General features: G+C 69.1%; 22 protein-coding genes. 17 read left to right on the forward strand and 5 right to left on the reverse strand.

Annotation, left to right across the window (positions count from 1 at the left end; all coding sequences use genetic code 11):
- The first annotated feature begins 492 nt into the window (after nt 1-492).
- From LTV02_RS14415 to LTV02_RS14430, 4 genes are read left to right on the forward strand one after another with little or no spacing between them, the layout of a single operon-like run.
- Nucleotides 493-1,725 carry a class I SAM-dependent methyltransferase gene (locus tag LTV02_RS14415; RefSeq protein WP_233040479.1) on the forward strand — a complete coding sequence of 411 codons (1,233 nt, stop codon included), beginning with the start codon at nt 493-495 and terminating at the stop codon, nt 1,723-1,725.
- Nucleotides 1,722-2,504, forward strand: a complete 783-nt coding sequence (locus tag LTV02_RS14420) for a sugar phosphate nucleotidyltransferase (RefSeq protein ID WP_067709798.1) — start codon at nt 1,722-1,724, stop codon at nt 2,502-2,504. The genes LTV02_RS14415 and LTV02_RS14420 overlap by 4 nt, the downstream gene beginning before the upstream one ends.
- The gene (locus LTV02_RS14425; RefSeq protein WP_233040480.1) at nt 2,501-3,151 is read left to right on the forward strand and encodes a PIG-L deacetylase family protein; all 651 of its coding nucleotides are present in this window, start codon (nt 2,501-2,503) and stop codon (nt 3,149-3,151) included. The genes LTV02_RS14420 and LTV02_RS14425 overlap by 4 nt, the downstream gene beginning before the upstream one ends.
- 2 nt (nt 3,152-3,153) lie before the next feature.
- Nucleotides 3,154-4,182, forward strand: a complete 1,029-nt coding sequence (locus tag LTV02_RS14430; RefSeq protein ID WP_233040481.1) for an NAD-dependent epimerase/dehydratase family protein — start codon at nt 3,154-3,156, stop codon at nt 4,180-4,182.
- Here LTV02_RS14430 and rfbC read toward each other — a convergent pair.
- Nucleotides 4,166-4,738 (reverse strand): dTDP-4-dehydrorhamnose 3,5-epimerase, encoded by a 573-nt coding sequence (gene rfbC / locus LTV02_RS14435; RefSeq protein WP_233040482.1) that lies wholly within the window; start codon nt 4,736-4,738, stop codon nt 4,166-4,168. The genes LTV02_RS14430 and rfbC overlap by 17 nt on opposite strands.
- A 14-nt stretch (nt 4,739-4,752) precedes the next feature.
- Between rfbC and LTV02_RS14440 the strand changes: the two genes are divergently transcribed.
- Complete coding sequence (locus LTV02_RS14440) at nt 4,753-5,841, forward strand: class I SAM-dependent methyltransferase (RefSeq protein WP_408639363.1); 1,089 nt, start codon at nt 4,753-4,755, stop codon at nt 5,839-5,841.
- Nucleotides 5,842-5,936: 95 nt separating this feature from the next.
- A complete protein-coding gene (locus LTV02_RS14445; protein WP_157762102.1) occupies nt 5,937-6,563 on the forward strand; it encodes an MspA family porin in 627 nt (208 codons plus the stop codon).
- 70 nt (nt 6,564-6,633) lie between these two features.
- Here the strand turns inward: LTV02_RS14445 and LTV02_RS14450 are convergent, their stop codons facing one another.
- Genes LTV02_RS14450 through LTV02_RS14465 form a run of 4 tightly spaced genes read right to left on the reverse strand, consistent with a single transcriptional unit; the run spans nt 6,634 to nt 11,687 of the window.
- A complete protein-coding gene (locus tag LTV02_RS14450; protein WP_067709805.1) occupies nt 6,634-7,473 on the reverse strand; it encodes a glycosyltransferase family 2 protein in 840 nt (279 codons plus the stop codon).
- The gene (locus LTV02_RS14455; protein WP_233040484.1) at nt 7,470-8,858 is read right to left on the reverse strand and encodes a polysaccharide pyruvyl transferase family protein; all 1,389 of its coding nucleotides are present in this window, start codon (nt 8,856-8,858) and stop codon (nt 7,470-7,472) included. The genes LTV02_RS14450 and LTV02_RS14455 overlap by 4 nt, the downstream gene beginning before the upstream one ends.
- Before the next feature lie 45 nt (nt 8,859-8,903).
- Nucleotides 8,904-10,037, reverse strand: coding sequence for a serine hydrolase domain-containing protein (locus LTV02_RS14460; protein WP_233040485.1), 1,134 nt, complete (start codon nt 10,035-10,037; stop codon nt 8,904-8,906).
- A 51-nt stretch (nt 10,038-10,088) separates the two neighbouring features.
- Nucleotides 10,089-11,687, reverse strand: coding sequence for a serine/threonine-protein kinase (locus LTV02_RS14465; protein WP_233040486.1), 1,599 nt, complete (start codon nt 11,685-11,687; stop codon nt 10,089-10,091).
- 213 nt (nt 11,688-11,900) lie between these two features.
- Between LTV02_RS14465 and LTV02_RS14470 the strand changes: the two genes are divergently transcribed.
- The 11 genes from LTV02_RS14470 to LTV02_RS14520 all read left to right on the forward strand — a co-directional run bounded on the left by LTV02_RS14470 (nt 11,901) and on the right by LTV02_RS14520 (nt 26,193).
- The gene (locus LTV02_RS14470; RefSeq protein WP_233040487.1) at nt 11,901-12,953 is read left to right on the forward strand and encodes a glycosyltransferase family 4 protein; all 1,053 of its coding nucleotides are present in this window, start codon (nt 11,901-11,903) and stop codon (nt 12,951-12,953) included.
- Complete coding sequence (locus tag LTV02_RS14475; protein WP_233040488.1) at nt 12,950-14,182, forward strand: glycosyltransferase family 4 protein; 1,233 nt, start codon at nt 12,950-12,952, stop codon at nt 14,180-14,182. Before LTV02_RS14470 ends, LTV02_RS14475 begins: the two co-directional genes overlap by 4 nt.
- Before the next feature lie 826 nt (nt 14,183-15,008).
- Nucleotides 15,009-16,298, forward strand: a complete 1,290-nt coding sequence (locus LTV02_RS14480; protein ID WP_233041579.1) for a lipopolysaccharide biosynthesis protein — start codon at nt 15,009-15,011, stop codon at nt 16,296-16,298.
- Nucleotides 16,295-17,299: a CgeB family protein gene (locus LTV02_RS14485; RefSeq protein ID WP_233040489.1), complete on the forward strand. Its 1,005-nt coding sequence runs from the start codon at nt 16,295-16,297 to the stop codon at nt 17,297-17,299. The genes LTV02_RS14480 and LTV02_RS14485 overlap by 4 nt, the downstream gene beginning before the upstream one ends.
- Before the next feature lie 88 nt (nt 17,300-17,387).
- A complete protein-coding gene (locus LTV02_RS14490; RefSeq protein ID WP_233040490.1) occupies nt 17,388-18,800 on the forward strand; it encodes a hypothetical protein in 1,413 nt (470 codons plus the stop codon).
- Nucleotides 18,791-20,083: a Wzz/FepE/Etk N-terminal domain-containing protein gene (locus LTV02_RS14495; protein ID WP_233040491.1), complete on the forward strand. Its 1,293-nt coding sequence runs from the start codon at nt 18,791-18,793 to the stop codon at nt 20,081-20,083. The genes LTV02_RS14490 and LTV02_RS14495 overlap by 10 nt, the downstream gene beginning before the upstream one ends.
- A complete protein-coding gene (locus LTV02_RS14500; RefSeq protein WP_233040492.1) occupies nt 20,080-21,453 on the forward strand; it encodes a glycoside hydrolase family 55 protein in 1,374 nt (457 codons plus the stop codon). The genes LTV02_RS14495 and LTV02_RS14500 overlap by 4 nt, the downstream gene beginning before the upstream one ends.
- On the forward strand, nt 21,450-22,712 hold the full coding sequence (locus tag LTV02_RS39245) for a GNAT family N-acetyltransferase (RefSeq protein ID WP_269821628.1): 1,263 nt from the start codon (nt 21,450-21,452) through the stop codon (nt 22,710-22,712). The genes LTV02_RS14500 and LTV02_RS39245 overlap by 4 nt, the downstream gene beginning before the upstream one ends.
- Complete coding sequence (locus tag LTV02_RS14510) at nt 22,705-24,018, forward strand: glutamate-1-semialdehyde 2,1-aminomutase (protein WP_233040493.1); 1,314 nt, start codon at nt 22,705-22,707, stop codon at nt 24,016-24,018. The genes LTV02_RS39245 and LTV02_RS14510 overlap by 8 nt, the downstream gene beginning before the upstream one ends.
- Nucleotides 24,019-24,040: 22 nt before the next feature.
- On the forward strand, nt 24,041-25,399 hold the full coding sequence (locus tag LTV02_RS14515; protein ID WP_233040494.1) for a glycosyltransferase: 1,359 nt from the start codon (nt 24,041-24,043) through the stop codon (nt 25,397-25,399).
- A 53-nt stretch (nt 25,400-25,452) separates the two neighbouring features.
- Nucleotides 25,453-26,193, forward strand: coding sequence for an SDR family NAD(P)-dependent oxidoreductase (locus LTV02_RS14520; protein WP_233040495.1), 741 nt, complete (start codon nt 25,453-25,455; stop codon nt 26,191-26,193).
- Nucleotides 26,194-26,199: the final 6 nt, after the last annotated feature.

A 26,199-nucleotide genomic window follows, 5' to 3' on the forward strand; every position in this document is an offset into this window, starting at 1 on the left:
GGTTCCGATCCCCACTGATCAGTTCCACAGAACTTGCAGATCGCCGGTCCCCAAGGGCTTTCCGGACCATGACAAAACCGATTGGGGCTGCCGACTTCTTCGGCGGCCCGCTGCCGAGTGTTACACACCCGGGGTGACGCGACGTGCCAATCTTGCGATGGGCCAGTGTATCCCGGAAATAGCGGGTTCCGTCACGACCGGTTTCGTTTTTGTTTCCCCCTATTTCCCCTATTCGCAAGTTCGCAGGTGCCGACCCCCTGGACAACCGGTCTGACCTGGGCGTAAGCCTTGGGTTGCAAGCCTCGGAGGTTAGCCGATCAAACGCCCAGTTCTGCGGGTCGCAGAAATCCGCTTCCCGAACCCGGGCCGGCCTCCGCCGGAGCACGGCGAGGCACGCCAATCCTGTTGTAACGTAAGGCCCGACCGAGCCGACCTGAAGTTCAGCCGGGCGTAATAGCCGGCGCCGGGTTCGGTGAAAGGTGGGGAATCTGCGTGCAATGCCGTCTATGTGACTCCAAGCAATTGATCAGCGTGCTCGATCTCGGGGCGACCCCGCCGTGCGAGAAATTCCTCACGGCCGCCGAACTCGATCTGCCCGAGCCGACCTACCCGCTCCACCTGCGCCTGTGCGAAAACTGTCTGCTGCTACAGATTCCGGCCTTGATCACCCCGGCGGACACCTTTTCGGAATACGCGTATTTCTCTTCATATTCCGACAGCTGGGTCCGGCACGCGAAACTCTTCGTGCACGATGCCATTGCCCGTTTCGGCCTGGATTCGGACTCCCTCGTCGTCGAAGTCGCCAGCAATGACGGCTATCTGCTGCAGCACGCGGTGGCCGCGGGCATCCCGTGCGTGGGCATCGAACCCTCGGTGAACGTCGGCGCGGCGGCCCGCGAGCAGGGCGTGCCGACCGTGACGGCGTTCCTCGACGAGGAGCTCGCGGCCCGGGTGCGCGCGGAACACGGACCGGCGAATCTGTTGGTGGCCAACAATGTCTACGCCCACATCCCGGATCTGCGCGGCTTCACCCGCGCCCTGCGCGGCCTGCTCGCCGACGACGGCTGGCTGTCCATCGAGGTGCATCACGCGCTGAACCTGGTCACCCTCGGCCAGTTCGACACCATCTATCACGAGCACTTCCAGTACTACACGGCGCTCTCCGCACAGCGTGCCCTCGCCACCGCGGGCCTCACCCTGGTGGACGTGGAACTGCTTGGCACACATGGTGGTTCACTGCGGCTGTGGGCGCAACCGGAGGCCGTGGCCGCACCGACCGAGCGGGTCGCCGAAGTGTTGCGGATGGAGGCCGAGGCGGGCCTGCACGAGGTCGGCGGCTACCTGCGACTGCGCCCGCGCACCGAACGCGTGCGCCAGGAACTGCTGCGATTCCTGTTGGACGCCAAGGCCGCCGGCAAACGCGTGGTCGGCTACGGGGCCCCCGGCAAGGGCAACACGCTGCTCAACTACTGCGGCATCCGCGCCGACCTGCTCGAGTACACCGTCGACCGGAACCCTTACAAGCACGGCCGTTTCACCCCGGGCGCCCGGATTCCAATCCATGCCCCGGACCGCATCGACGCGGACAAACCCGACGTGGTCGTGGTGCTGCCCTGGAATCTCGAAGCCGAGATCACCGCGCAGCTCGCGCCCGTCCTGGACCGGGGCGGCGAGATCGTCTATCCCCTACCCGCACTTCATCACGCGGAAAGGCAACCGAAGTGAAGGTCGTACTCTTCTGCGGCGGCTACGGCATGCGCATGCGCAACGGCACCGAGGACATGATCCCCAAGCCCATGCAGATGGTGGGCCCGCGCCCGCTCATCTGGCACGTCATGCGCTACTACGCCCATTTCGGCCACAAGGACTTCATCCTGTGCCTGGGCTACGGCGCGGCGCACATCAAGAACTTCTTCCTCACCTATCAGGAGTCGGTGTCCAACGACTTCGTGATCCGCGACGGCAAGGTCGAACTGCTGCAATCCGATATCAGCGACTGGACCATCACCTTCGTCGACACCGGCGTGGAATCCCCGATCGGGGAACGCCTGCGCCGGGTGCGCGGGCACCTCGAGGGCGAACGGTACTTCCTGGCCAATTACGCCGATGTGCTCACCGACGCCCCGCTCGACGAGATGATCTCGCGGTTCCGCGATTCCGGGGCCGCGGCCTCGATGATGATCGTGCCGCCGCAGTCCTCCTTCCACTGTGTGGACGTGAACTCCGCCGGTGAGGTCAAGAACATCACCCCGGTCTCGCAACTGCCCATCTGGGAGAACGGCGGCTATTTCGTGCTCACCCCGGAGGTGTTCGAGCATCTGCCGGCGGGCGGCGATCTGGTGGAGGACGCCTGCGGGGCGCTCGCGGCGCAGGGCCGGCTGTACGGCTATCAGCACCACGGATTCTGGAAGCCGGCCGACACCTTCAAGGAGCGCGCCGAACTCGACACCGGCTATCAGCAGGGCGATCGCCCGTGGATGGTGTGGGAGACAGCCGACGCATGATCCGACTCGATACCGGCGGGGTCCGCGAGCTCGCGCTGCTGGGCGCGCACTGCGACGACCTCGCCATCGGCCTGGGCGGCACGCTGCTGACATTGTCGAATGCCGTTCCGGGACTGCGTATCCGGGCGCTGGTGCTGTCCGGCGCGGGCACCGAGCGCGCGTTCGAGGAGCAGGCCGCGCTGGAGGCCTTCTGCCCCGGAGCCGATCTCGATCTGCGCATCCTGGACGTGCCGGACGGGTACGCGCCCGCGCATTGGGAACGGGTCAAGGACGCGGTCGGCGCATTGCGGCGCGGATCGCACGCCCAGGTGGTGTTCGCGCCGCAACGCCGTGACGCGCATCAGGACCATCGGCTGCTGGCCGAGCTGACGCCGACCGAGTTCCGCGATCACCTGGTGCTGGGCTACGAGATCCTCAAGTGGGAGAACGACACCCCGCAGCCCACCGTGTTCCATCCGCTGCCCGCCGCGCTGGCCGAGGCGAAGGCCGCGCTGCTGCTGAAACACTATCCCTCGCAACGCAATCGGGACTGGTTCGACGAGCAGTCCTTCCTGGCCCTGTCCCGGCTGCGCGGAGTGCAGTGCCGCGCCCCGCACGCCGAGGCCTTCCTGCTGGACAAGGCCACCATCACTTTCGGAGGTGCGTGATCATGCATGTGCTCGTCACCGGACATCAGGGTTATCTGGGCACCGTCATGGTGCCGGTGCTGGAGGCGGCCGGTCACCGGGTGACCGGTTTGGACAGCGGCTTCTTCGCCGAATGCGTACTGGGCGAGGCGCCGCCCGCCCCGCCGGCGCTGAGCGTGGATCTGCGCGAGGTGACGGCCGAACAGCTGGCCGGCTTCGACGCGGTGGTGCATCTGGCGGCGCTGTCGAACGATCCGCTCGGCGCGCTGGCCCCGCGCATCACCTACGACATCAATCATCACGCCTCGGTGCGGCTGGCCCGCCTCGCCAAGGAGGCGGGGGTGCGCCGATTCCTCTACGCCTCCACCTGTTCGGTGTACGGCGCGGCCGGGGACGGCCTGGTCACCGAGGACGCCCCGCTGCGGCCGCTCACCCCGTACGCGGAATCCAAGGTGCGGGTCGAGGACGATGTGGCCGCGCTCGCCGACTCCGGGTTCGTCCCGGTATTCCTGCGCAATGCCACCGCTTTCGGCTTCTCGCCGCGCCTGCGCGCCGATATCGTGCTCAACAATCTGGTCGGGTACGCGGTGCTCACCGGCGAGGTGAAGGTGCTCTCCGACGGCACCCCGTGGCGGCCGCTGGTGCACGCGCAGGACATCGCGCGCGCTTTCGCGGTCTGCCTGGACGCGCCCGCCGAGCTGATCTCCTGCCGGGCCTACAACGTCGGCACCGAGACCAACAACCTCACCGTGGCCGAGATCGCGCGCGCGGTGGTCAACGCCGTGCCGGATTCGACGCTGGTGATCACCGGGGAGAGCGGGGCCGACCCGCGTTCCTACCGGGTCGATTTCGCCCGCGCCCGAACGGAATTGGGGTTCGAGGCCGCTTGGACCATCCCCGCCGGCGCGGCCGAGCTGCATCGCGAGTACACCGCGCGCGGCCTCACCGCCGACGGCTTCTTCCAGCGCTTCACCCGGCTGGCCCACCTGAGGTCGCTGCAGGAATCCGGGGTGCTCGACGACGAGCTGCGCCGGATCAGGATCGAGGCTTGAGGTGCCCCAGCGCGGCCAGCAGCTGCCGCCACGAACCCGCCCCCGCATCGCGATCGGAGACCACGGTCACCGGCTGCGGCCAGGCGATGGCCAGGTCCGGATCGTCGTAGGCGACGCCCAGGTCCTCGGCCGCGTCGTGCGGGCGGTCGATGCGGTAGCAGACATCGGCGACCGGGCTCAGCGCCTGGAAGCCGTGCAGGAACCCGGGCGGCACGTACAGGTGCCGGAAGTCGTTGTCGTCCAGCAGGAATGCCCGCTGCTGCCCGAAGGTGGGCGAGGCGGGGCGGATATCGACGAGCACGTCGTGTACCGCGCCGTGCGCGCAGCGCACCAGCTTGGCCTCGCCGCGCCCGGAGCGGCCGTGCATGCCGCGCACCACGCCCCGATAGGAGCGGGACTGCGAATCCTGCACGAACGCCGCCGACAGTCCGGGTTTGCCGAAGTGGTCGTCGAATTCGGTGGCGTCGAAGGTGCGGGTGAACAGGCCCCGGCCGTCGCGGAACGGTTCCGGGGTCAGCACCAGTACGTCGGCCAGCTCGGTGGTTTCGATGCGCACGAGGTCATGGTGCCATGAGTATCGGACCGGCGCGGGGATGTCGAGGATGTGGTTCCGGATCGCTGATCCGGGTGCTGGATCTCGGGAAAATGCCTGCTGCAGACGACTTTCCGGAAGCGGGACCGGTCCGCCCGGGCGGGGACGCGGCCCATCCGCTCGCCATGGACCTATGCCGGGCCTGCGGGCTCGCGCAGCTGGCCGAGGACGATACCGTCACGGCCGAACCGCGCGGGGTGGAACCGCAGGCGCTGCGCGATCAGGCGGCGGACGCGCTCGCGCGGGTGGCCGCGGACGGCTGGCTGTCCGGGCGCACGGTGCGGGAATTCGGTTCGCCGCACGGCGGCAGCTGGCTACCCCTGCTGGCCGCACGCGGTTTCACCGAAGCCACCGAACCCGCCGACGTGGTCATCGACTGCTTCGGCATCATGCACGAACCCGATCAACGCGCCGCTTTCGCGGCCCGGGCCGCGGCCACCGCGCCCGGCGGCGTGCTGCTGCTGCAGTTCCATTCCCTGCACGCCATCCTCGCCCAGGGCCAATGGAATGCGCTGCGGCACGGGCATTTCGCCTACTACTCCCTCACCGCCCTGATCCGGCTCGTCACGGCCGCCGGGATGAGCGTGGCCACCGCCTGGGAATTCGACCTCTACGGCGGCACCGTCCTGATCGCCGCCGTCCATCCGCCGATGGCCGCCGACGCCGCGATCCAGCGCATACTCGCCGCGGAATCGGCTGCGACGGAACCGGATTCGGTGCGCGGCCTGCAACAGGAGGCCGACCGCCAGGCGCACGCGCTGCGCACCTGGCTGGAAGCGGAGGCCGCGGCCGGACGCCGGGTGTACGCCTACGGCGCGGCCTCGCGCGCGGTCGCGCTGTTCCATCTCGCCGGCGCGCACCGCGGCCTGCTGACGGCGGTGGCCGACGCCTCCCCCGCCAAGCACGGCCGTCGCATGCCCGGCACCGACATACCCATCATCGATCCGGCGGAACTGCTTGCCGCGCAACCGGATCGGGTGCTGCTGACCCTGCCGGACCTCCTTCCGGAGGTCGAACGCAGTCTGCCGGAGCTGCAGGGGAAGTGGGTGATCGACACAGTCGTGTGAAGTACGGGATGCCGAACATCCCGGTGATAGTGGGCAAATTCTCTACCCGCGTACTCATTACGCGCCGCAGCACCTGATGAGGGAATGGGGAAATCATGAACAGTTCGACCTCGCGCGCCACCGTGCGCACCGCGGCCGTCGCCGCCGCGCTGACCTTGGGCCTGGCCCTGAGCACCAGCATGTCGGCGGCCGCGATCGACAGCAGCAATTCGATCGTGGACCGGCAGAATCGCACGGTCGAGGCCATCCAATCCGATACCAAGATAAGTTTCGTCGCGCCGCTGGACGGCAATCCGCTGACCCGGGAGTGGTTCCACGACGGCCGGGCCTCCTTCAAGATCTCCGGCGCCAAGGCCGAGGACTGGTCCGGGAAGATCACCATGGGCTACCAGGTCGGCTACCCGGCCACCCTGGACGGCAAGATCCGCTTCCAGTGGTGGAGTCCGAGCATCGGCGTGGAAGTCGGCGAAGATCCGAAAATCACCCTCGGCAGCCTGATTCCGCAGCTCGGGCTGGAGATCGCGGTGGGATTCGGACCCGGCATCCAGACCATCGAGGCGGCCGGCGCGTCGATCTCGGGGGTGGACGGCTACATCCAGATGTCGGGGTTCCACGGCACGGTCACCGGTGTACTCGGGCAGGTCACCATCCGGCCGTGGGTCAGCATCGTCACCGGCAACGGCGACACCGTCGTCACCTACGGTCCGCTCTGGACCAATTGACCCCGGGCGAAAAGCACGGCGGTCCGGCCATTTCCGGCCGGGCCGCCGTTTCACTATCCGGCTCCGATGCTCAGTGCAACAGTTCGGGACGGCGCAACGCGGTGGCCGTGGCGCGCACCCGCACCCGGTCCGCGGCCGCCCGCGCCAGCCGCATATCCCCCGCCAGCACCGCGCTCTTGCCGACCAGTTGCGGATACTCCGAACCCAGCCGGTGATGAAAGCGCAGCATCTCGGTCAGCTTGCTGACGGTCGAGGTGTTGCTGCACAGGTTGAAACTCGAATTGCGCCAGGCGGCAAGGATATCGGGGAGGCCGTAGAACAATCCGAAGGCGCTGACCCGGGCGAACAGATCCACGTCCATGGGGAACACCAGGTCCCCGCGGAACCCGCCGACGCGGTCGAAATCGGCGCGGCGGAAGACGGCGGCGGCGGTGGGCCCGAAGTCGGCGGGACCGCGCCGCACGATGACGCGCATGAGGGTGCGGGCATCGCGCGGGCCGAGCAGGTCCGGCAGGCCGAGATCGGTTTCCTCGACCGCGCCGGTCTCGTCGATGACCTGGAATTTCGACGAGCAGATGGCGACGCCGTTGTCGCCCATCACCTCCAGCTGTTTGGCCAGGGCGCCCGGCAGCAGGATGTCGTCGGCGCACACCACCTTCACCAGGCGGCCGGTGGCGTGCCAGACCACCTTGTTCCAGTTCTCGCCGATCGGCAGCGTCTCCTCGTTGCGGAAGACCTTGACCCGGGGATCACCGAAGGATCTGGCGATGGCGCCGGTGTCGTCGACGCTGGCATTGTCCAGCACCACGACCTCGCAGTCGGTGTCCTGGTCCAGGATCGAGCGCATGGTGGTAGCCAGGGTGCGCCCGGAGTTGTAGGCCGGGACGCATACCGACAGTACTGTCATCATTCCCCCTGAGCTGGTACGACGGTGTCGGCGGGCCGGTCTCCTTCCCGTCCGCCCACGAGCCGGAATACCCGATCCAGGCCCGCACGACCGGCATCGATCTGCTCAACCGCCTTCTGCTGCAGCGTATCCCGCAGTTCCGGCGCCGACTCCCACAATTCCCGAACGGCACGTGTCAGTTCGGTGTCGAGGTCGCCGGTCGCCAGCGGCACCACCCGCAATCCGGCGCCGAACATATCGGCCAATCCATTGAATTTGTCGTCGTAGTACCGGGAGGCCGTTACAGCGACGGCCGGAATGCCCTGGGAGAGCGCGAAAACCGCCAGGTGGTAGGCGCTGGTGACGAGAATGCGGCAGCGCGAGACCTGCCGGGCGCAGTCCTGCGCGGAACCGGCCCGGCTCAGCACCGGCCGCACCTTGGGCGCGTGCGCCAGCAGCGGCAGCGTGAAACGCCGGTCCTCGTCGTCGTATTCGGAGATGATGAGCGGGGCCAGATGGGTGTCGAGCGCGACGGCCTGCGCGCGCATCACCTCGCCCAGGGTGTCGCGGGCGGTGTCGCTGACTTTCGAATAGTCCGAGATGCGCAGGCACAGGCCGAGATCGGTGCCGATCTCCGGGCGGCGCAGGCGATAGGAGAATTCGACCGCGTCGTCACCGGTGACCAGGACACGGTCGGCGGCGACGCCGAGGTCGGCCAGCAGCTTGGGGCCCTGCAGTCCCTCGCGCAGGCCGATGTAGTCCACGCCCGGCAGCACTTCGGCGCAGCGGCGCAGCAGTTCCGGATCGGTCATGGGTCCCAGGCCCTGGCCCAGCATGACGTTCGGAATGCCTTGGCGCTGAGCAGCTTCCAGCAGATTGAGGGTGCGGTGCGCCTGGTACAGGTCGACGTCGGTCATGTACCCGCCGCCCTGGGCGATGACCAGGTCCGCCTCCGGCAGCGCGGCCGGCACCGGCGGCAGCTCCGGAATGCCGCCGCTCGCCGGGGGTTCCGGCGGGGTGGCGCCACGCAGCGTGCGTACCTGGTCGCGCAGCTGGTTGCGCACCCCGCGCAGGTGATGCTTGGGCACTTCGGTGGCCGCGCGCCAGTGCAGGGCGGCGGGTCCGGTCACCCGGGCGCCGGTCTGCTGGTCCACCCAGCCCGCCAAACCGCTTCTGCCCCAATGCCCGCCGGCGGTGGCGAACAGCGGTTCGGCGTCCGGCAGCAGCGCCCGCATGACGAGCGGCTGATCGGTGAGCATGCCGACGCGCGCGCGGGGCCAGTGTTCGCGTATTCGGTTCACGGTTATGACCATCATGGCCAGATCACCGCGATTTCGTAACCAGTACTCGCCGTTGTCGACCAGTACTCGGAATTCCCCGGCACTTTCCCCCGCGCCAGACTTCCCCACCAGTGTTGTCCTTCCGGAGCCCGGCCCTGTTGTCCGCAGCGAATCTTACGCACAGAGCGCGGCATCCACCACCGCGTCCAGGTCGATATTCCGTGAGCGCGCGGCCAGGATGTCGGGAATCTGGTTCATGCTCACCGTGACCGAGCGGGTGGTGGTGGCGCCGCCGTAGACGAAGGTGCCGTGCATGGTGCCGCCGTGGCCCCAGGCGTCCAGGCCGCAGGAGGTGACCCAGTGGAAAAGGCCCAGGCCGAAGTCCTCCGAGCGGCGGAAATCGCCGCTCGGCACGGTGCGCCGCATCTCGGCGAGCTGGGCCGGAGCGACCACGCGACCGGCGAGCAGGGCGGCGAAGTACCGGTCCAGGTCCGCGCCGGTGGACACCATGGCGCCGTCGGGCAGGCCCCAGCCGGGGTCGATATCGGTGACATCGATTCGCTCGCCGCCGAATTCGTGGTATGCACGTGGATGAGGCTGGCGTATCACATTTTCTACGGGATACAACGGCCAGTAGGTGCCGCTGAGTCCCAGCGGTACGAGAATCCTTGTGGTGACTTCAATACCGACCGGCATCCCTGTTACTTGGCGGACGAGTTCGCCCGCGATCAGATAATTCGTATTGGAATATGTCGATTTCTCGCCGGGCGTGAATTCCGAGTTCTTGGCCATGCCCAAGCCGATCAGGTCGCCGATCGGGCGGGAGGACTGCAAGCCCGCCACCGAGTTCAGATCCAGCTCGGTGAGGTAGTCGGGGATCCCGCTGGTGTGCTGCAGCAGATTTCGCACGGTGATCAGATTGCCGTCGCCGCCGGGGGCGTGCACCACCCCGGGCAGGTAGCGCTCGATGGGGGCATCGAGTTCGATGCGGCCCTCCCCCACCAGTTGCAGCACCACGGCGGCCACGAACGACTTGGTATTGCTGGCGATCCGGACCTGAGCGCGATCGGGGAAGACCGCGCCGTTGCCGAGATCGCTTACGCCGCTATTGATCTGGATCTCGGTATCGCCGTCCAGGAGGATCAGCTGCGCGCCGGGCACATCGCTGCCGGCGACGGTGTCGTCCAGGCCGATCTGCAGACGCTGGGCCAGCGCTGAAGGCTGGGCGGTGGTGGCGGGAATGGAACCGGTCAGCACCGCGGCGGTGGCGGTGGCGAGGATCCCCAGGGTGAGGGCACGTCGACGCACCTGGGGCCATACGCGGCGTACCCGGTTCCGGTTCGACGGCTCCGGAATGGTTCAGGTCGGGAACAGCGGGCTGGACCACTTGCCGCACAGCCATTTACCGTCCACGTAGTCCATCGACATGGTGATGTTCTGCTGCTCGGTGGTGTCGGCCTTGCCCTTGGTCGAGTTGACCACGGTGATGTCGGCGGTCAGTTCGTAGTGGGTGGTGTTCCCCGAGGTGATGACGCATTTCGCGTCGGTGCCGCGGCTGTGCTCGGAATCGGCTTCCAGCAGTAGCCGGATGGCGGGCAGCAGCTGCTGCGATTGGGTCTTCCAGGTGCCGGTGGCGCCGGCCACGACCTTGGTCTGCCAGCCGTCGCCGTCGTTGTAGTCGTAGGTGGTCATGAGCAGGCCGTAATCGCAAGCCGCCTTGATGGCGGCGTCGCGGGACGGGTCGGTGGCGGTCAGGCCGGGCGCGCCGCCGGTGAAGGTGAAACGCAGTGCGCCGGAGCCGAATCCGACGCCGATGCCGCCCGCCAGCACGGCGGCGACGATCAGCCCGGCCAGGATGAGGCGTTTGCGGCCGCGTCGGGCCGGCGGCGTCTCGGGCTGGGTGGGGTGACCGAGCTGGGTCGCGATACCGGCCTGGGTGGTCGGTCCGGGTTGCGGCAGGTGGCCCGGCCCGGTGGTGGCCACCGGGGCGCGCCGCGGTCCGGTGGTCACCGGGGCCGGTGCGTCCTGCGGACGGGTGGTGACACCGGAGCCGTACACCGGCAGCGGGGCGAACGCCGGGCGCGGACCGAGGTCCTGCCACGGCGATCCGGTATGGGCCGGCGTGCCCAGCGCCTGTTCCGCGGCCGCCGCGAGTTCACCGCAGCTGCCGTACCGGTCGCCCGGTTGCTTGGCGAGCGCCCGCGCGATCACCTGGTCGAAAGCCGTTGGCACACCGGGCCGCCGCACGCTGGGGTGCGGAATCTCACCGTGCAGATGCCCGGCGACCAGCTGCGCGGTGGTCTGGCCGGGGAAGGGCAGTTCGCCGGTGAGCATGTGGAAGAGCGTGCAGCCCAGCGCGTACACGTCGGCGCGCTGATCGAGGTCCGCGCGCAGTTCGAACTGTTCGGGCGAGGCGTACTGGAAGCTCGCGTACATCTCCCCGGTGCGGGTGAGCGCGCCGGTCTGATCGAGAGCCTTGGCGATGCCGAAGTCCGCCAGGAACACGCGCTGCTCCGGACCCCAGGCCAGCAGGATATTGGCGGGCTTCACATCCCGGTGCAGGACGCCCGCGCGATGCGCGTGATCCAGGGCCCTGGCGGTCTCGCCGAGGATCCGCACCGCGTGCTCCGGCCGCAGCGGTCCCTGCGCCAGCACCTCGGCCACATCGGTGCCCTCGATGTACTGCATGGCCATCCACAGGCGGTGGTCGTCGTTGCCGCGCGCGTACACCGCGACGATATTCGGATGCGACAGCCGGGCCGCGGTATCGGCCTCGCGCAGGAACCGCGCGCGCACCTCCGGATCGTCGGATTTGCCCGGGGCCAGCAGTTTCAGGGCGACCGGGCGCGGCAGATCGCGGTCGCGGGCCAGGTACACCTCGCCCATGCCGCCGACCCCGAGCAGCCGTTCCACGAGATAGCCCGCGAATACCTGCCCGCGCTCGAGTGTCCGCCCCAAGACCGCTCTTCCTCCGATGACGTCCCGTTCCCGCTCACCGTAACCCACTCTTCGGCAAAGCCGTACGGCCGGTTGTTAGCCCGGCGATAGCCCGCCCAGCTGCACGGATTGGCATACACTTGCGCTGCAAGGGCGTTCGGGTGTGCGATCGCGGCTCGAGCGTGGCTGACCGACCCGGGGGTGAGGGTGTTGGCACGACCGGTGCGGGTGTATATGACCGGGTCAGAGTGGTTCGGAGCGGCTCCCGGGGGGCTGAACAGATACTTTACGGACCTGTCCGCCGCGCTGGCGGCGAGCGGGGAAATCGACGTCACGGCAAAGGCTTTCGGGGATGCGCCGGCGGGCGGCGGCAGCTGGGGGCCGACGGGCGGTTCCACGCTGACGCGGGCACGCGCGGCATTCCTGGATCGCGAGGCGCTGCGGCCGGGGACGGTGCTGGACCGGCATTTCTGCCTGTACGGTCCCGCGCCGTTGGGACGACATCCCTTGGTGGTGCATTTTCACGGGCCGTGGGCGGCCGAGAGCCGGATGGCGGGCGAGAGCGCCTGGCCGGTGCGCGCGAAGTACCTGGTGGAGCGGCTGCGGTATCTGCGGGCGGATCGATTCATCGTGCTGTCCCAGCATTTTCGGCGATTGCTCGTGGAGGACTACCGGGTGCCGGAGCCGAAGGTGCGGGTGATCGCGCCGGGCGTGGACCTGGAGCGTTTCCCCTCCCCCGAACCCGCCACCGAGAACGGCGTGGTGCTGTGCGTGCGGCGGCTGGAGAAGCGGATGGGCATCGATGTGCTCATTCGCGCGTGGACGGGGGTGCGGGCCGAGCATCCGCATGCGCGGCTGGTCATCGTCGGAACCGGTACGGCCGAACCGGAATTGCGGGCGCTGGCGCGGCGGGACGACTCCGTTCTCTTCACCGGCGCGGTCAGTGACGAGCAGCTCACCGAACTCTATGTGCGGTCGGAACTGACCGTGGTGCCGTCGCTGGCTCTGGAAGGATTCGGGCTCATCGCGCTGGAATCGCTGGCGGCCGGGCGGGCGCCGATCGTCTCCGACTGCGGTGGATTGCCCGATTCGGTGCGGGAATTGGACGCCTCACTCATCGTGCCGCCCGGTAGTGCCGAGGCCCTCGCGGCGCGCATCAATGCCGGGCTGGTCGGAGTGCGGCCCGACGCGAAACAGTGCCGCGCGCACGCGGAAACGTTCTCCTGGGCGGTCGCGGCCCGGCGGCATCACGAGGTGTACGCCGAGCTGGCCGGAGGGCGCGCATGAAAGCGATCTTCCTGGCGCACACGGCGGCTCCGTCCGGGGCGGAACTGGCCACGCTGCGCCTGGTCTCGGCCATGCCCGCCGCCAGCACGGCGGTGGTGTACACCGAGGACGGGCCGATGCTGCGGCGCATGGCCGAGCGCGGCATCGAAACCCGCACGGTCACCGGCGATTTCGACACCCGCGCGCTGACCATCGACAAGGCGGGGGTACGCACCCTGCTCACCGGATGCGCGCAGCTCCTCCGGCTCGGCTGGCGGCTCGGCGAGACCGTGCGGGAACTAGACGGAACCGTGGTGGTGGCGGGCAGCTCGAAAGCACTCCTCATGGGCGCGGTCGCGGCACGCCGGGCCCGCGTCCCACTGATCTGGCATGTGCACGACCGGATTTCGGCCGACTACTTCGGCCGCTGGCTAGCCCTCGCACTGCGCTTGCTGGGCTGGATCGTGGCCCACGGATACATCGCGAACAGCCGCGGCACCCTGGCATCGCTGAGCACACGGGGACGACGGACGCTGGTGGCCTACCCGGGCGTCGAGTTCGACAACCAGCCGCAGTATCGGTGCGGCAACGCCATCCCGGGACTGGTGGACGACGACGAAACGGCAAGCGACGACGAAACCGAGCGCAACGCAACCGATCACGACACGTTCTCGCTGATCAGCGATCCGCAGCGACCCGCGGCGAAGACCATCGTCGTGGTGGTCGGGCGGCTCGCACCGTGGAAGGGCCAGGATCTGTTCCTGCGCGCACTGGCCGATGTCGAGATCCAGCCCGCGAGCGTCTATCTGGTCGGCGGCACCTTCTTCGACGAGGAGCCCTACCGCGCCGAGCTCGAAATGCACGCCACCGCATTGAATCTGCCCGTGGTGTTCACCGGGCACGTGGACGACCCGGAGTCGTATCTGCACTACGCCGACATTCAAGTGCACTGCTCCGTGCTGCCCGAACCGTTCGGCCAGGTGGTGGTGGAAGGCATGGCCGCCGGATGCGCGGTGATCGCGACCCGGCCCGGCGGTCCGGAGGAGATCGTCGAACCCGGCGTGAACGGCCTCCTGGTGGACGCCGGCGATCGCGCCCAGCTGACGCGCGCCCTCGACCGGTTGATCGCCGACCAGGAACTGCGCGCCAAACTCGCCGACGCCGCCCGAATCCGGGCCCGCGACTTCGACGTCGCGGTATCCGCCCGCGCCGTCACCACCTTCCTGACCGGTCTGCCCGGAAGACGCTGACGCCGTGGACGATCCGACCGAGCGTCTACCGCGCTACGACCCACCCACCACACCCCTGCGCACCCTCGACCGCCTGCGCCGCCGCCGCACCATGCGCCACGGCCTCGCCGACCCCGACCCCCACCCCAACGCCTTCGACGGCCACAACGCCGCCTACTTCGCCGCACCGAATACCAGTCCCATGGGCTTCCCCGTCGCCAACACCCTCCCGCGCCCCGCAGCACCCGCCCCGCTGCGCGACGCCACCGGCGCATACGCACCTTCGGACGAAAGTCCCGACCCGCGACGCGGTCAGCACGGCGGGTACCGCCCCGCCCCGCAAGGCCGGACCACCGCAGCCGATCCCGACGACGGTTATGCGCTGCCCACCGAAACTCCCAGCGCCGCATACGAGCCGACCCGCGCGGACCCGGGAGTCACGGAAAACCCTGGCTCGGAACACAATCCGCGCGGCCGGTACGCGCCGCCCGGATATTCCGAATCCGCGCGACATCCACAGGGCGGGTACCCGGCCCCGTCCGGAAGCCCCGAGTCCACACAAAAACCGCACGGCACGTACGCAGTTCCTCCCGGTGGCACGGGATATGCACCCGGTACGGCCGGCGACAGCGGTGGCGACCACGCGTTCGTTCCGGAAACTCTTGATCCGTACGGCGCGTGGGCACCGGTGGCGGGACTTTCCGGCGGGCAGCGGGATTCGGTGGGTGCGCGCGATGGGGCAGCGGAGGATGCCGGGCAGCAGCCGGGTGTGGCGGAGGTCGGTAGTGGGGAGGCGGAGCGGGTTTCGCCGGGGCGGGGGCGGCATCGGAAGCAGGCCGGGCATGGGATGGGTGGGGTCGGGGGGATTCTGCGGGATATCGCGTTGGTGACGTTCGGGAAGTATGGGCAGTACGTCATTACGTTGGTGACGGTGCCGTTGCTGGCTCGGACGTTGGGGCCGCACGGGACGGGGTTGCTGGCGATCGGGATGTCGTCGTATTTCATCGGGTCGTTGCTGGTGGACTTGGGGATCACACAGTTTCTGGCGGCTCGGGTGCACGAGTCGGAACTCGGGCGGGCGGAGATCAATCGGCTGCGCGGGAGTTATCTGGCTATTCGGCTGGGGACGCTCGCGGTGATCGGGGCGACGCTGCTGGGGAGTTTGGCGGCGGGGGCGGCGCCGCCGTTGCATATGGTGCTGCTCGGGTTGTTCGCGGGCGGGTTCTGGTCGGTGTCGGAGGATTGGCTGCTGATCGGGCAGGGGCGGTTCGGGTCGTCGACCGGGTATCAGGGGGTCGGGCGGATCGTTTATCTGGTGCTGCTCATAGTGCTGCTGCCGCACTATCCGACGGCCACGACGGCCGTACTGTGCCTGCTGATTTCGTCGGCCCCGACGGTCGGGCTGACCTGGTGGGATTCGGTGCGCAATTACGGCCCGCCCGCCAAGCCGTACGGGGTGCGGGCCATGGTGCGGATGGCGGCACCGGTTTTCACCTCGCGCATGCTGGTCACCGGATACGGGCAGGGGTCGGCCGCCGTATACAGCGCGGTGCTGGACGCGGCGTCGCTGGGCTTGTACTCGGCGGGCGATCGGCTGGTGCGCGCCATCCAATCGAGTTTGGACCCCATCGGTTTCGCACTGCTGCCGCGCATGGCCAGGCGCAGCACCCATGATCGCTTCTGGCGCAATTCGATTCAGGCACTCGTCGCGGTGGTCACGGTGGCGACCGTCGCCACGGTGAGCGTCTGGGTGCTCGCGCCGACGCTCATCCACCTCATCTACAGCCACGACTTCGACGGCGCGATCGGCCTGCTGCGCCTGGAAGTGCTCATCCTCCCTGCCACCACCATCACCTCGTATGTGACCACCGCGATCCTGCCGGTCAAGAGCGACACCATGGGCGTGCTCATCGGCGCCATCATCGGCACCTGTATCGCGGGGATCGCGCTGGCCTACGCGGTGCGCACGCAATCGGTCTGGACGCTCGTCTACGGCTCCGTTTCCGCGGAAATCGGTGTCGCGCTGTGGTACATCATCCGGGTGCGGTGGCTCATCGTGCGGGAACGATCGGTACGCAGTGGGGCGTCCGGATCCGATCCCGCCACCGTACTCATGGGCAAGGGAGACCCCGCATGAGAATCCTGTTCGTCGGCGACGACTGGGTGGGCAGTAACGCGCGCTCGCTCGCCGACGGCTTCCGGCAGGCGGGCCACGAGGTGGTGGTGGTCGACACCACCGCGGTCACGCTGCCGGCGCGACTGTCGCCGCCGTGGGTGTACTCGAAGTTCGCGCACCGGCGCGCGCCCTGGGATGTGACCGCCCTGCACGACGAGATCGAAAGCGCCGCCGCGGCTTTCACCCCGGATGTGCTGTTCGCCTTCAAATCCGTGCATCTGGACCAGCGGCGGCTGCTGACCACACCGGCCGGTCTGCGCGTGCACTACAGCCCGGACGACGTGTCGAATCCGTACAACACCTCCCCGGACTACCTCGCGCACGAAGCGGCGTGGGACCTCATCGTCACCACCAAATGGCACAACGTCCCCGAACTGACCGCCCGCGGCGCACAACACGTGAAATTCGTTCGCAGCGCATACGATCCGGCCTGGCACCACCGCACCGCCCGGCGCGGCGTCCGGCGTTTCCTGCTCGGTTTCATCGGCGCGGTCCGCCCCGACCGCCGCGACCTGCTCATCGCCCTGGCCCGGGAATACCGGGGCGACATGCTCTTACGCGGCCCCGGCTGGCGGCGGGTACGCCCGCTCTGGCAGACCGGCGCCGAGATCGGCGGCGCGGTCTACGGCGAGCACTTCTCCGCCGCGATCGCCGCCACCACCGCCAACCTGGTCCTGCTGAACTCCGACAATCGCGACACCCATACCTGCCGCACCTTCGAAGTGCCCGCCGCCGGCGGCCTTTTCGTGGGCGAACGCACCGACGAGCACGCCGAGCTGCTGCAGGACGGATCCGAATGCTTCCTGTTCTCCGGCCCCGCCGAACTGCGCGAGATCATCGACCGCTGCCGCCGCTACCCGGATCAGGTGGCCAAGGTCGCCGAGGCCGGATACCACCGCATCACCGGCGGCGGCCACGCCTATGTGGACCGGGCCCGCGAGATCGTCGACGCCCTGGAATGACCGGCGACACTCGCGGTGCGCGACGCGGCCGCCGATCGGGTAACGACCGGGCGGCGCGCGCGGACATAGGGGTGAGGGAGGACGCGTGATGGCCCCTGCGCAAACCGAAGTGGTGCTCGTCGCCGCCGCGCTGGCGACGATCGTGGTCTCGGCGATGTATCTGCCCGGCGTGGCCCGGGTGTTCCTGATCGCGCAGACCGCGCACTGGTCGCTGTCCTATGTGGCCCGGCCGGTGGCGCTGCTGTGGGTGAAACCCGAACCGCACTACGGGGACAATGTGCCGGATCCACGGCTGTACCAGTACGGGTACGACGAGGGCATCGCCATGGTCCTGAAGCCGGTGGTGTTCGGGCTGTGGGTGTACGCGGGCCTGGTGCTGGCGTACACGGTGTGGACCCGCGCCCGTGCGGTGCGACCGGCAGGTACCGAAAACCCGCCGCGCGTACCGTATTTCGCGACCGACCCGACCTTCATCACCACCCTGATCGCGCTCTACGGCCTCGGCACCCTGGGGCGCCTGGCCGCCGTCGCGACTGGCAGCGTCGGCAAGGCCGGTGAACTCGAGAGCCCCAATCCGGTGATCAACCTGATCACCATTCTGGCCACCCTCGGCGCGGTCGGCCTGATCGTGTTCTACCGCAACGACAACGGGCGCACCACCGCCCTGGTGCTGGGTGCGCTCACCTGCGGCGAACTGCTGTGGACGGCCACCGTGCAATCCAAGACCCCGGTGATGGGCGCGGCGCTGGCCATCGCGGTGCGCTTCGCCATGATCGGCTGGACCCGGACCAAGGTGGTCGGGGTGTTCGCCATCACCGGCCTGGCCATCGGCGGCTTCGGCTGGCTGCAATCGCTCAAGACCGACGCCGACGCCAAAGCCGAAGCCGCACAGGTGGATGCGCAGTACCCGACCGTGGTGCAGCCGTTCCTGAGCCTGCTGCGCCGCTTCGATCTGCTGGAAGCCGCCACCGACGCCTGGTTCGCCGGACCGAACTCCTGGCTGACGCCGGGCGAGGTGGCGACGCACGCCGTGCAGAGTCTCGTCCCGACCCAGCTGCTCGGGGCCGAGAAGTTCCGCTCCGGCGCGGCCTGGGCCGAACAGGTGCGCGGCGGTTCGGTCGACATGTCCACGGTGTCGGTGTCGCTGGCCGAGGGCAATATCAACGAAGGCTATGTGCTGGGCGGCTATTTCGGGGTGGCGCTCGGGGTGAGCATCACCTTCGCGCTGCTGCTGGTGTGGATCCACTCGCTCTACGCGCGGTCGTTCCCGCTGCCGGTGTTCGGCCTGGCCCTGATCGAAGTGCCGGTGCTGTTCGAGCGCGGCGTGCTGGGCACCGTCGAAACGCTCGGCAAATACCTCCAGGCCGCCGTGCTGGCCTGGTTGACCTATCTCATTGTCGGGGAATACCGCAGACGGGTGGACCAGCTGGCGCGGGCGCCGATCCGCCCCGGCGTCGCATCGGGTCCATCCGGGAAAAAGAGGACAGCGCAATGGGTTTGATCGACTACTGGCGGCTGCTGCGGCGGCGCTGGCTGATCCTGGTGGCCACGGTGGCGGTGTGCGCCGCGGCGGCGGCCGGATACGCGAGCACGCTGCCGACCACCTATACGGCATCGAGTTCGGTGTACGTCTCCATGGCCACCGGCACCTCGGTCAACGACTCCTATCAGGGCGGGCTGGCCGCCCAGCAGCGGGTGCGGTCGTATGTGGACCTGGTCACCAGCGTCACGGTCGCCACCTATGTGAAAAACCAGTTGGCGCTGAACGTCTCGGTGGACGATCTGCGCAGCCGGATCACCGCGGTGTCGCCACCGGCCACCACCATAATCGTGGTGTCGGTGACCGATGCCACCCCGGCGGGCGCGCGCACCCTCACCGACGAAGTGGTGTCGCAGTTCCGGGCGCTGGTGTCGCGGCTCGAGGTCATCCAATCCGATGCCGCGCCCGCCGCCCGCGCCGAGGTGATCGACAAAGCGCAGACCCCGACCTCGCCGACCTCGCCGCAGAAGAAGCGGTACTACCTGCTGGGCGTGCTGGCCGGGCTGGTGCTGGGGCTCGGGGCGGCGCTGGTGCGGGACAGGCTGGACAAGCGGCTGCGCACCTCGATGGATGTGGAAGCCATTGTGCCGGTGCCGATCCTGGGCATCGTCGACGAGGGCCGGCCCGGGGCGGCGGGGGAACTGCGCCGGCTGCGCACCCGGCTCACCGAGGATCCGGATCGCACCGTCGTACTGTTCACCTCGCTCGGCGCCCGGTCCGAACCGGATGTGGCGATCGGGCTGGCGCGCACCTTCGCCGATACCGGCGCGCGCGTGCTGCTGGTGGACGCCGACACCAGCGGGCAGGGCTCCAGCAGCGCCGTCCCGGCCCGCACCGGGCTGGCGGAACTGCTGCGCACCAATGCTTCCCCGTTCGACGCGGTGGCGAGCTGGCCGGAGGCGGGCATCAGCGTCATGCCGCTGGGCGGGCAGGATTTCCGCACACCGGACATGCTCGGTTCGGAGCGCTTCACCGAGATCATGGCCAAGCTGCGCGGTGAATTCGATTACCTGATCGTGGAAGCCGCGCCGGTGACCGCGGCGGCGGACGCCATCACCCTGGCGCGGTCCTGCGACGCCACCGTCGGGGTGATCGAACTCGGCAGCACCTCCGATCAGCTGCGCGGGGCGCTGGCCACCTTCGGGCTGGACAACGAGCGGCTGATCGGCGCGGTGGTGTTCTCGCGACCACCGGGCGGCCTGCGCGAACTCGTGCACAAGCCACTCGATCTGGTGAAGCGGTGAGTGGAGCGTCCGGGGGGAACGACGCGGAACGCCTGCGACGGCGGCGGCTGCTCGCGACCGGATTGGGGGCGGCCGCGGTGCTGCCGCTCGCGGCGTGCGGGTCCGGGGATTCCGCGGGTACCGAGTTCCGGTCGCCGCATGTGAGCGATCAGCCGTCGGCGCGGAATGTGAAGGACTTCGGGGCCGTCGGCGACGGGCACACCGATGACACGGCCGCTTTCGCCGCCGCCGTGGCGGTGGGCGACAAGCCGCTGGTGCTGTACATCCCGGCCGGGCAGTATCTGCTGAAATCCTTTCCGGCGCTGCCGGATTACGCGTCCGTGCTCGGCGACGGCGGGGATGTCACGACCCTGTACTACGAGGGCGACGGGACGCTCGTCGAGTTGAAGCGCAAACAGCGGGTCCGGTTCTCGCGCCTGGGCTTCTATCTCACCGGGTCCAAGGCCACGGCGGTACGGCTGTCGGAGTGCTTCCGCTGCACCTTCGACTCGGTGGTGCTGCGCGGCAATCACATCAGCGAGAACTCGCCCAAGTTCGCCGGGCAGCGGGGGCTGGTGCTGGATCAGAACACCGGCGGCACCGCCGTGATCAACTGCGATATCAACAACTTCGGGTACGGGATCGTCACCTCGTGCATCCAGAACTATGTGACGTCCTCGAAGCTGACCAACAATCTGGTCGGGGTGCTGGGCACCGGCGGCGACCACAATGCCGGATTGGCGTTCACCAACGTCGAATTCGTCTCCGACTCCGATCCGCGCACCACCGAGAAACACATCATGATCGACGGGGCGGCTAATGACTGGTGGCTGACCAATGTGTGGTTCGAAGGGGCCGACACCGCGCTGTCCATCGGTTCGCCCAGCGGCGGGCCCGCGCAGTTCGGCATGGTCAACTGCAAGGTGGCGGCGCGCAAGGTGTGCCTGGACCTGATCTATTGCCGGCAGCCGTATCTGGCCAATGTGCAATTCGATCCGGATCTGAACGCGCCGCCGATCGAGGTGCGCATCGACGAGAAGGGCGCTCCGGAGGGCACGGCCGTCAATCTCATCTCCGGCAACTACGACGATGTGGATCCGCGGGCGTTCCCGGAGGGCTGGCATGTGATCGGGCGCGGGCGGGTGCACGGGGCCCGCTTCTCCGGCACCATGGTGGCGCAGGCGGGGCGGATCGACAGCGACATCGTGCAGGCGCAGGACCGCGACGGCGGCGTGCTGTCGGCCGTATTGTCCAGCGGCGCTTTTCTATCCGATCGCAGCGAGGGGGGCATCGTGCTACGGGATCAGGCCGGAACGTATTGGCGGCTGTCGGTGGGCACCGACGGCGCGGTGAAGACCTCGTCGCTGGGCAAGCAGCGGCCCACCGCGTGAGCGCCGGGCTCACGGGCGTGCGGCTGGGCCCGGTGCGGTTGCCCGCCGGCACCCTGGTGCTGCGCGCACCGCGGTTCGCCGATTACGCGCAATGGCGGCGGCTGCGGTTGCGCGACCGGGCGCTCATCGAACCGTTCTGGCACAGTTCGCCCCTGGACTGGCAGCGGCGGCACTCGGAAAGACGCTGGGTGCGCGAATGCCTGGAGGCCGCGACCTATGCCCGGACCGGGCGGCGGCTGACCACGGTGATCGAGATCGACGAACGATTCGCCGGACAGGTGGAGATCGGGAATATCGATCCGGTAGCGCGGCAGGGGGAAATGGGCATCTGGATCGATGCCGAACTGGCGCGGCACGGGTTCGGAGGGCTGGCGGCGGCCCTGATCCTGGACTTCGGGTTCGAGGTGCTCGGGCTGGAGCGGGTGATCGCGCCGATCTCGCCGGAGAACACGGCGGCGGCGCACGGGGCGGCGCAGGTCGGGTATCTGCGGGAGGCCCGGATGGCCCTGCATTTCGATGTCGGCGGAAAGCGCTCCGATCATGATCTGTGGGCGCTGACGCGGGCCGACAAACCGCCGAAAGGGTTCACCGACACCTGGATCGAGCGGGTGCTGGCGCGGCGCAGCGGGACCGTGCCGGTGGTGTTGCCGGCCGCGGACCGGGTGCCGGGGGTGCTGACGGTGGCGGTGGTTTCGACGCGGTACCGGCTGGCACAGGCGTGGCGGGTGGCCGAACGGCTGCTGCCCGCCCGGCCGCTGACGCTGGCGCTGCCCGGCCGTCCGGTGGTGGTGCTGCGCAGCCCGCGCCTGGGCGATGCCGTGCGCGGCGGGCGGACGCGACGTAGTCTCGAGAGCGGTTGCCGATGGCGTGAATTCGTCAGCGGGACAACGGGTATGCGCAACCCGCGGGGGCTGCTGCTGATCGTCGAGGTGGACGGGCGGCCCGCCGGGCGGGCCCGGCTGTTCGATATCGATATGTTCGACCGCAATGCCCGGATCCATATCCGTCTCGATCCCGCTCACGCCGACGACGAGGTCCGCCTGGCGGCAACCCGTGCACTGCTGGACCACGCGTTCGGCGCTGCCGGACTGTACCGGGTGACCACGGAGATCGAATCCGGGGACACCGCAACGGCCGCGGTCGCCGCGCGAGCGGGACTGCGCAAGGAGGGTGTCATGCGCGGTTTCATCGGACCGGACGGACGGCGCGCCGACCACGAACTGTGGGCCGTCACGGCGGGCGGAGCCGGTGATGCGTGAATTCGGGCGCAGCAATGCGATTCAGGAGCGGCTGCACCAGCTCGTACCGGGCGGGGCGCACACCTATGCGCGCGGCGCCGACCAATATCCCGACGGAATGGCGCCGGTCCTGGTGCGCGGGGCAGGCGCGCGGGTCTGGGATGCCGACGGGAACTCCTACGTCGAATACGGCATGGGATTGCGCTCGGTCACGCTCGGGCACGGGTACGCGCCGGTGGTCGCGGCCGTGGCGGCGACCATCGCCGACGGGGTGAACTTCTCACGGCCCACCGAACTGGAAATGCTTGCCGCCGAGGACTTCCTGAGCGTGGTGCCGGGCGCGGACATGGTGAAGTTCGCCAAGAACGGGTCCGATACCACCACCGCGGCGGTGCGGCTGGCGCGGGCGGTGACCGGGCGGGAGACCGTGGCGGTGTGCGATCAGCCGTTCTTCTCCACCGACGACTGGTTCATCGGGACCACCGAGATGGATGCGGGGATACCGGCGGTCGGGACGGTGAGGTTCCGGTACAACTCCCTGGAATCGGTTGCCGCGGTGTTGGAGTCGGGCGCCGTCGCGTGCGTGATCCTCGAACAGGCGACCGCGGTGGCCGAACCCGCGCCCGGATTCCTCGAAGGCGTTCGGGCACTGTGCGATCGGCACGGCACGCTGCTCGTGTTCGACGAGATGATCACCGGCTTCCGGTGGGCGCTGGGCGGGGCGCAATCGATCTACGGCGTGATCCCGGACCTGTCCTGCTGGGGCAAGGCCATGGGCAATGGTTTTCCCATCTCCGCGTTGGCGGGCAAACGCGAGTTCATGGAACGCGGCGGTCTGCGCACCGACGCCGACCGGGTGTTCCTGCTCTCCACCACCCACGGCCCGGAAACCGGTGCGCTGGCGGCCTTCCGGGCCGTCGTCGAGGCCTACCGCACCACCGACCCCGTCGCCCGGATGGAAGCCGCCGGCGCCCGGCTGGCCGACGGCGTCGCCGCCCTCACCGCCGAGCTCGGCCTCGGCGAGCACCTCCAGGTGATCGGCCGCCCCTCCTGCCTCGTCTACGCCACCCGTGACGCCGCGGGCCGACCGTCCCAGCCCTTCCGCACGCTCTTCCTCCAGGAACTCCTCGAACGCGGTGTCCTCGGCCAATCCTTCGTCACCTCCGCCGCCCACACCGGCGCCGATATCGACCACACCCTCGACGCCGTCCGCGACGCCGCCGCCGTGTATCGCAAAGCCCTGGACCAGGGTTCGGTCGACGGCCTGCTCAACGGCCGCCCCGTCGCCCCCGCCCTGCGCCGCCACGCCGCCCCGCGGCGGGCCTGACCACCCGAACGACAGGACGGCCATGACGGCACCGCGCATCGCGATCGTGCACGAACGACTCACCGAATACGGCGGCTCCGAAGCCGTGGTGGCCGAGTTCATGAAGACCTGGCCGGACGCCCCGGTCTTCGCGCCGATCGCCGAACCACAATGCACGCGAACACTTCTCGCGGCAGCGGGGCGACACACGGACGCCACCGCCGACCCAGGCGCCGGAGAGCCCCGTCCGATGCCGGTCCGACCCGGTGCGGCCGGTATTTCGAGTCCGATTTCCGCCTTCGGTCCGGGCGCGTTCCCCGGCCCGGCGCAGCCGCGCGAGCCGATCGCGAACCACGATCGGGCGGCGATCGCCGGCCTCGACGGGATGCGGGACCGTGCGGCCGAATCCAGTTCCGGCGATGCCCGATTCCCGGCGGTGGGGCGCGTGCACGACACCTGGCTCTCGCGCGTACACGTCGGGGCCGCGCGCCGGGCGCATGCGCCGCTGTTGCCGTTCGTGCCGCGGGTGCTGCGCGGATTGCCGCTGCACGACGGATACGACGCGGTGGTGATCAGCCATCACGCGTTCGCGACGCAGGCGGCGCTGGCCACCTCCGCACCCGTCATCGCGTATGTGCACAGTCCGGCGCGGTGGGCGTGGGACAAGGGGTTTCGGCGGCAGGAAGGCGGTGGACGGGCGGGGCAGGCGGCGCTCATGGCGCTGGGTGCGCTGGCGCGGCGGAGTGAGCTGCGGGCGGCGCCGCGATTGGCCCACGTGGTCGCCAACTCGCAGGCAGTGGCGGCGCGGGTGCGGGATTGGTGGGGATTGCCGGCTTCGGTGGTGAATCCGCCGGTGCGGGTGGAGCGGTTCGCGCCCGATCCCGCGGTGGTGCGCGAGGATTTCTTTCTCGTCGCGGGGCGGCTGGTGCCGTACAAGCGGCCCGATCTGGCCATCCGGGCGGCGCGGCGGGCCGGGGCGCGGCTGATCGTCTTGGGCGACGGGCGGTTTCGGCGGCAGCTCGAGGCGATCGCGGGGCCGGAGACGACGTTTCTCGGGTCGGCTTCCGACGAGGTGCTCCTGGATATGTATCGCCGGTGCCGGGCCCTGCTCATGCCGGGCGTGGAGGACTTCGGCATCGTGCCCGTGGAGGCCATGGCGTGCGGAACGCCGGTGCTGGCGGTGGGGGCGGGCGGGGCCCTGGATTCGGTGCTGCCGGGGGTGTCGGGGGCACACGTCGAGTACGGCTCCGACGAGCACGTGATCGCCGGATTCGCGGAGGCGCTGCGCGATTTCGATCCGGGCCGGTACGACGCGGCGGCGATCCGCGCGCACGCATCGACGTTCGCGCCGGAGGCTTTCCGCAAACGGATTGCGGACATTGTGTCGCAAAACATCCGCTGACCGACTATTCATGGAATCCGAAGGGATTCATGGACGGCGGAACGGATGGGGCAGTGGGTGGATCCGGCAACGTCTCCGGCGCACTGGTGACCGGCGGCGGGGGTGATATCGGGCGCGCGGTGGCGCGGCGGCTGGTGGCCGCGGGGCGGACGGTCACGCTCGCGGATATCGATCTGGCCGCCGCCGAACAGGCCGCGGACCAGCTCGGGGCGCACGCCACCGCGGTGCGTTTGGATCTGACCGACCCGAACAGCATTGCGGCCGTGGCCGATACGGTGCGGGACTCGGTCTCCGCCGTGGTGCAGTGCGCGAGGACCGCCATTGTCGAACCGTTCGTGGACAGCAGTCCCGGGCACTGGGATCTCATGCACCAGGTGAACCTGCGCGGACCCATGCTGCTCACCCAGCGGCTGCTGCCCGCCCTGCAGCAAAGCGACTGCGCGCGGCTGGTTTTCGTGTCCTCGGACGGGGCGCGCGCCGGCGCCGCCGGTGAAGCCGCCTACGCCGCCTCCAAATCCGGTCTCTTCGGCTTCGCCAAATCCCTGGCCCGTGAGGTCGCCCGGCACGAACTGACGGTCAATGTGGTCTGCCCGGGACCCATCGCCGGGCAACTGGTCGACCGCACCATGCGCGACCATCCGGGCGCCCTGGCCGCCCTCGAAAAGGCCATCCCGCTCAAACGTCTGGGCCAGCCGGACGAAGTCGCCGCCCTCATCGCATGGCTGGCGAGCCCGGAAGCCAGCTACGTCACCGGCCAGCTGATCAGTGTCAGCGGCGGCATCACCATGCACTGAGGAGAC

It is taken from the genome of Nocardia yamanashiensis (assembly GCF_021183565.1).
GTDB classification, from domain to species: Bacteria; Actinomycetota; Actinomycetes; order Mycobacteriales; family Mycobacteriaceae; genus Nocardia; species Nocardia yamanashiensis.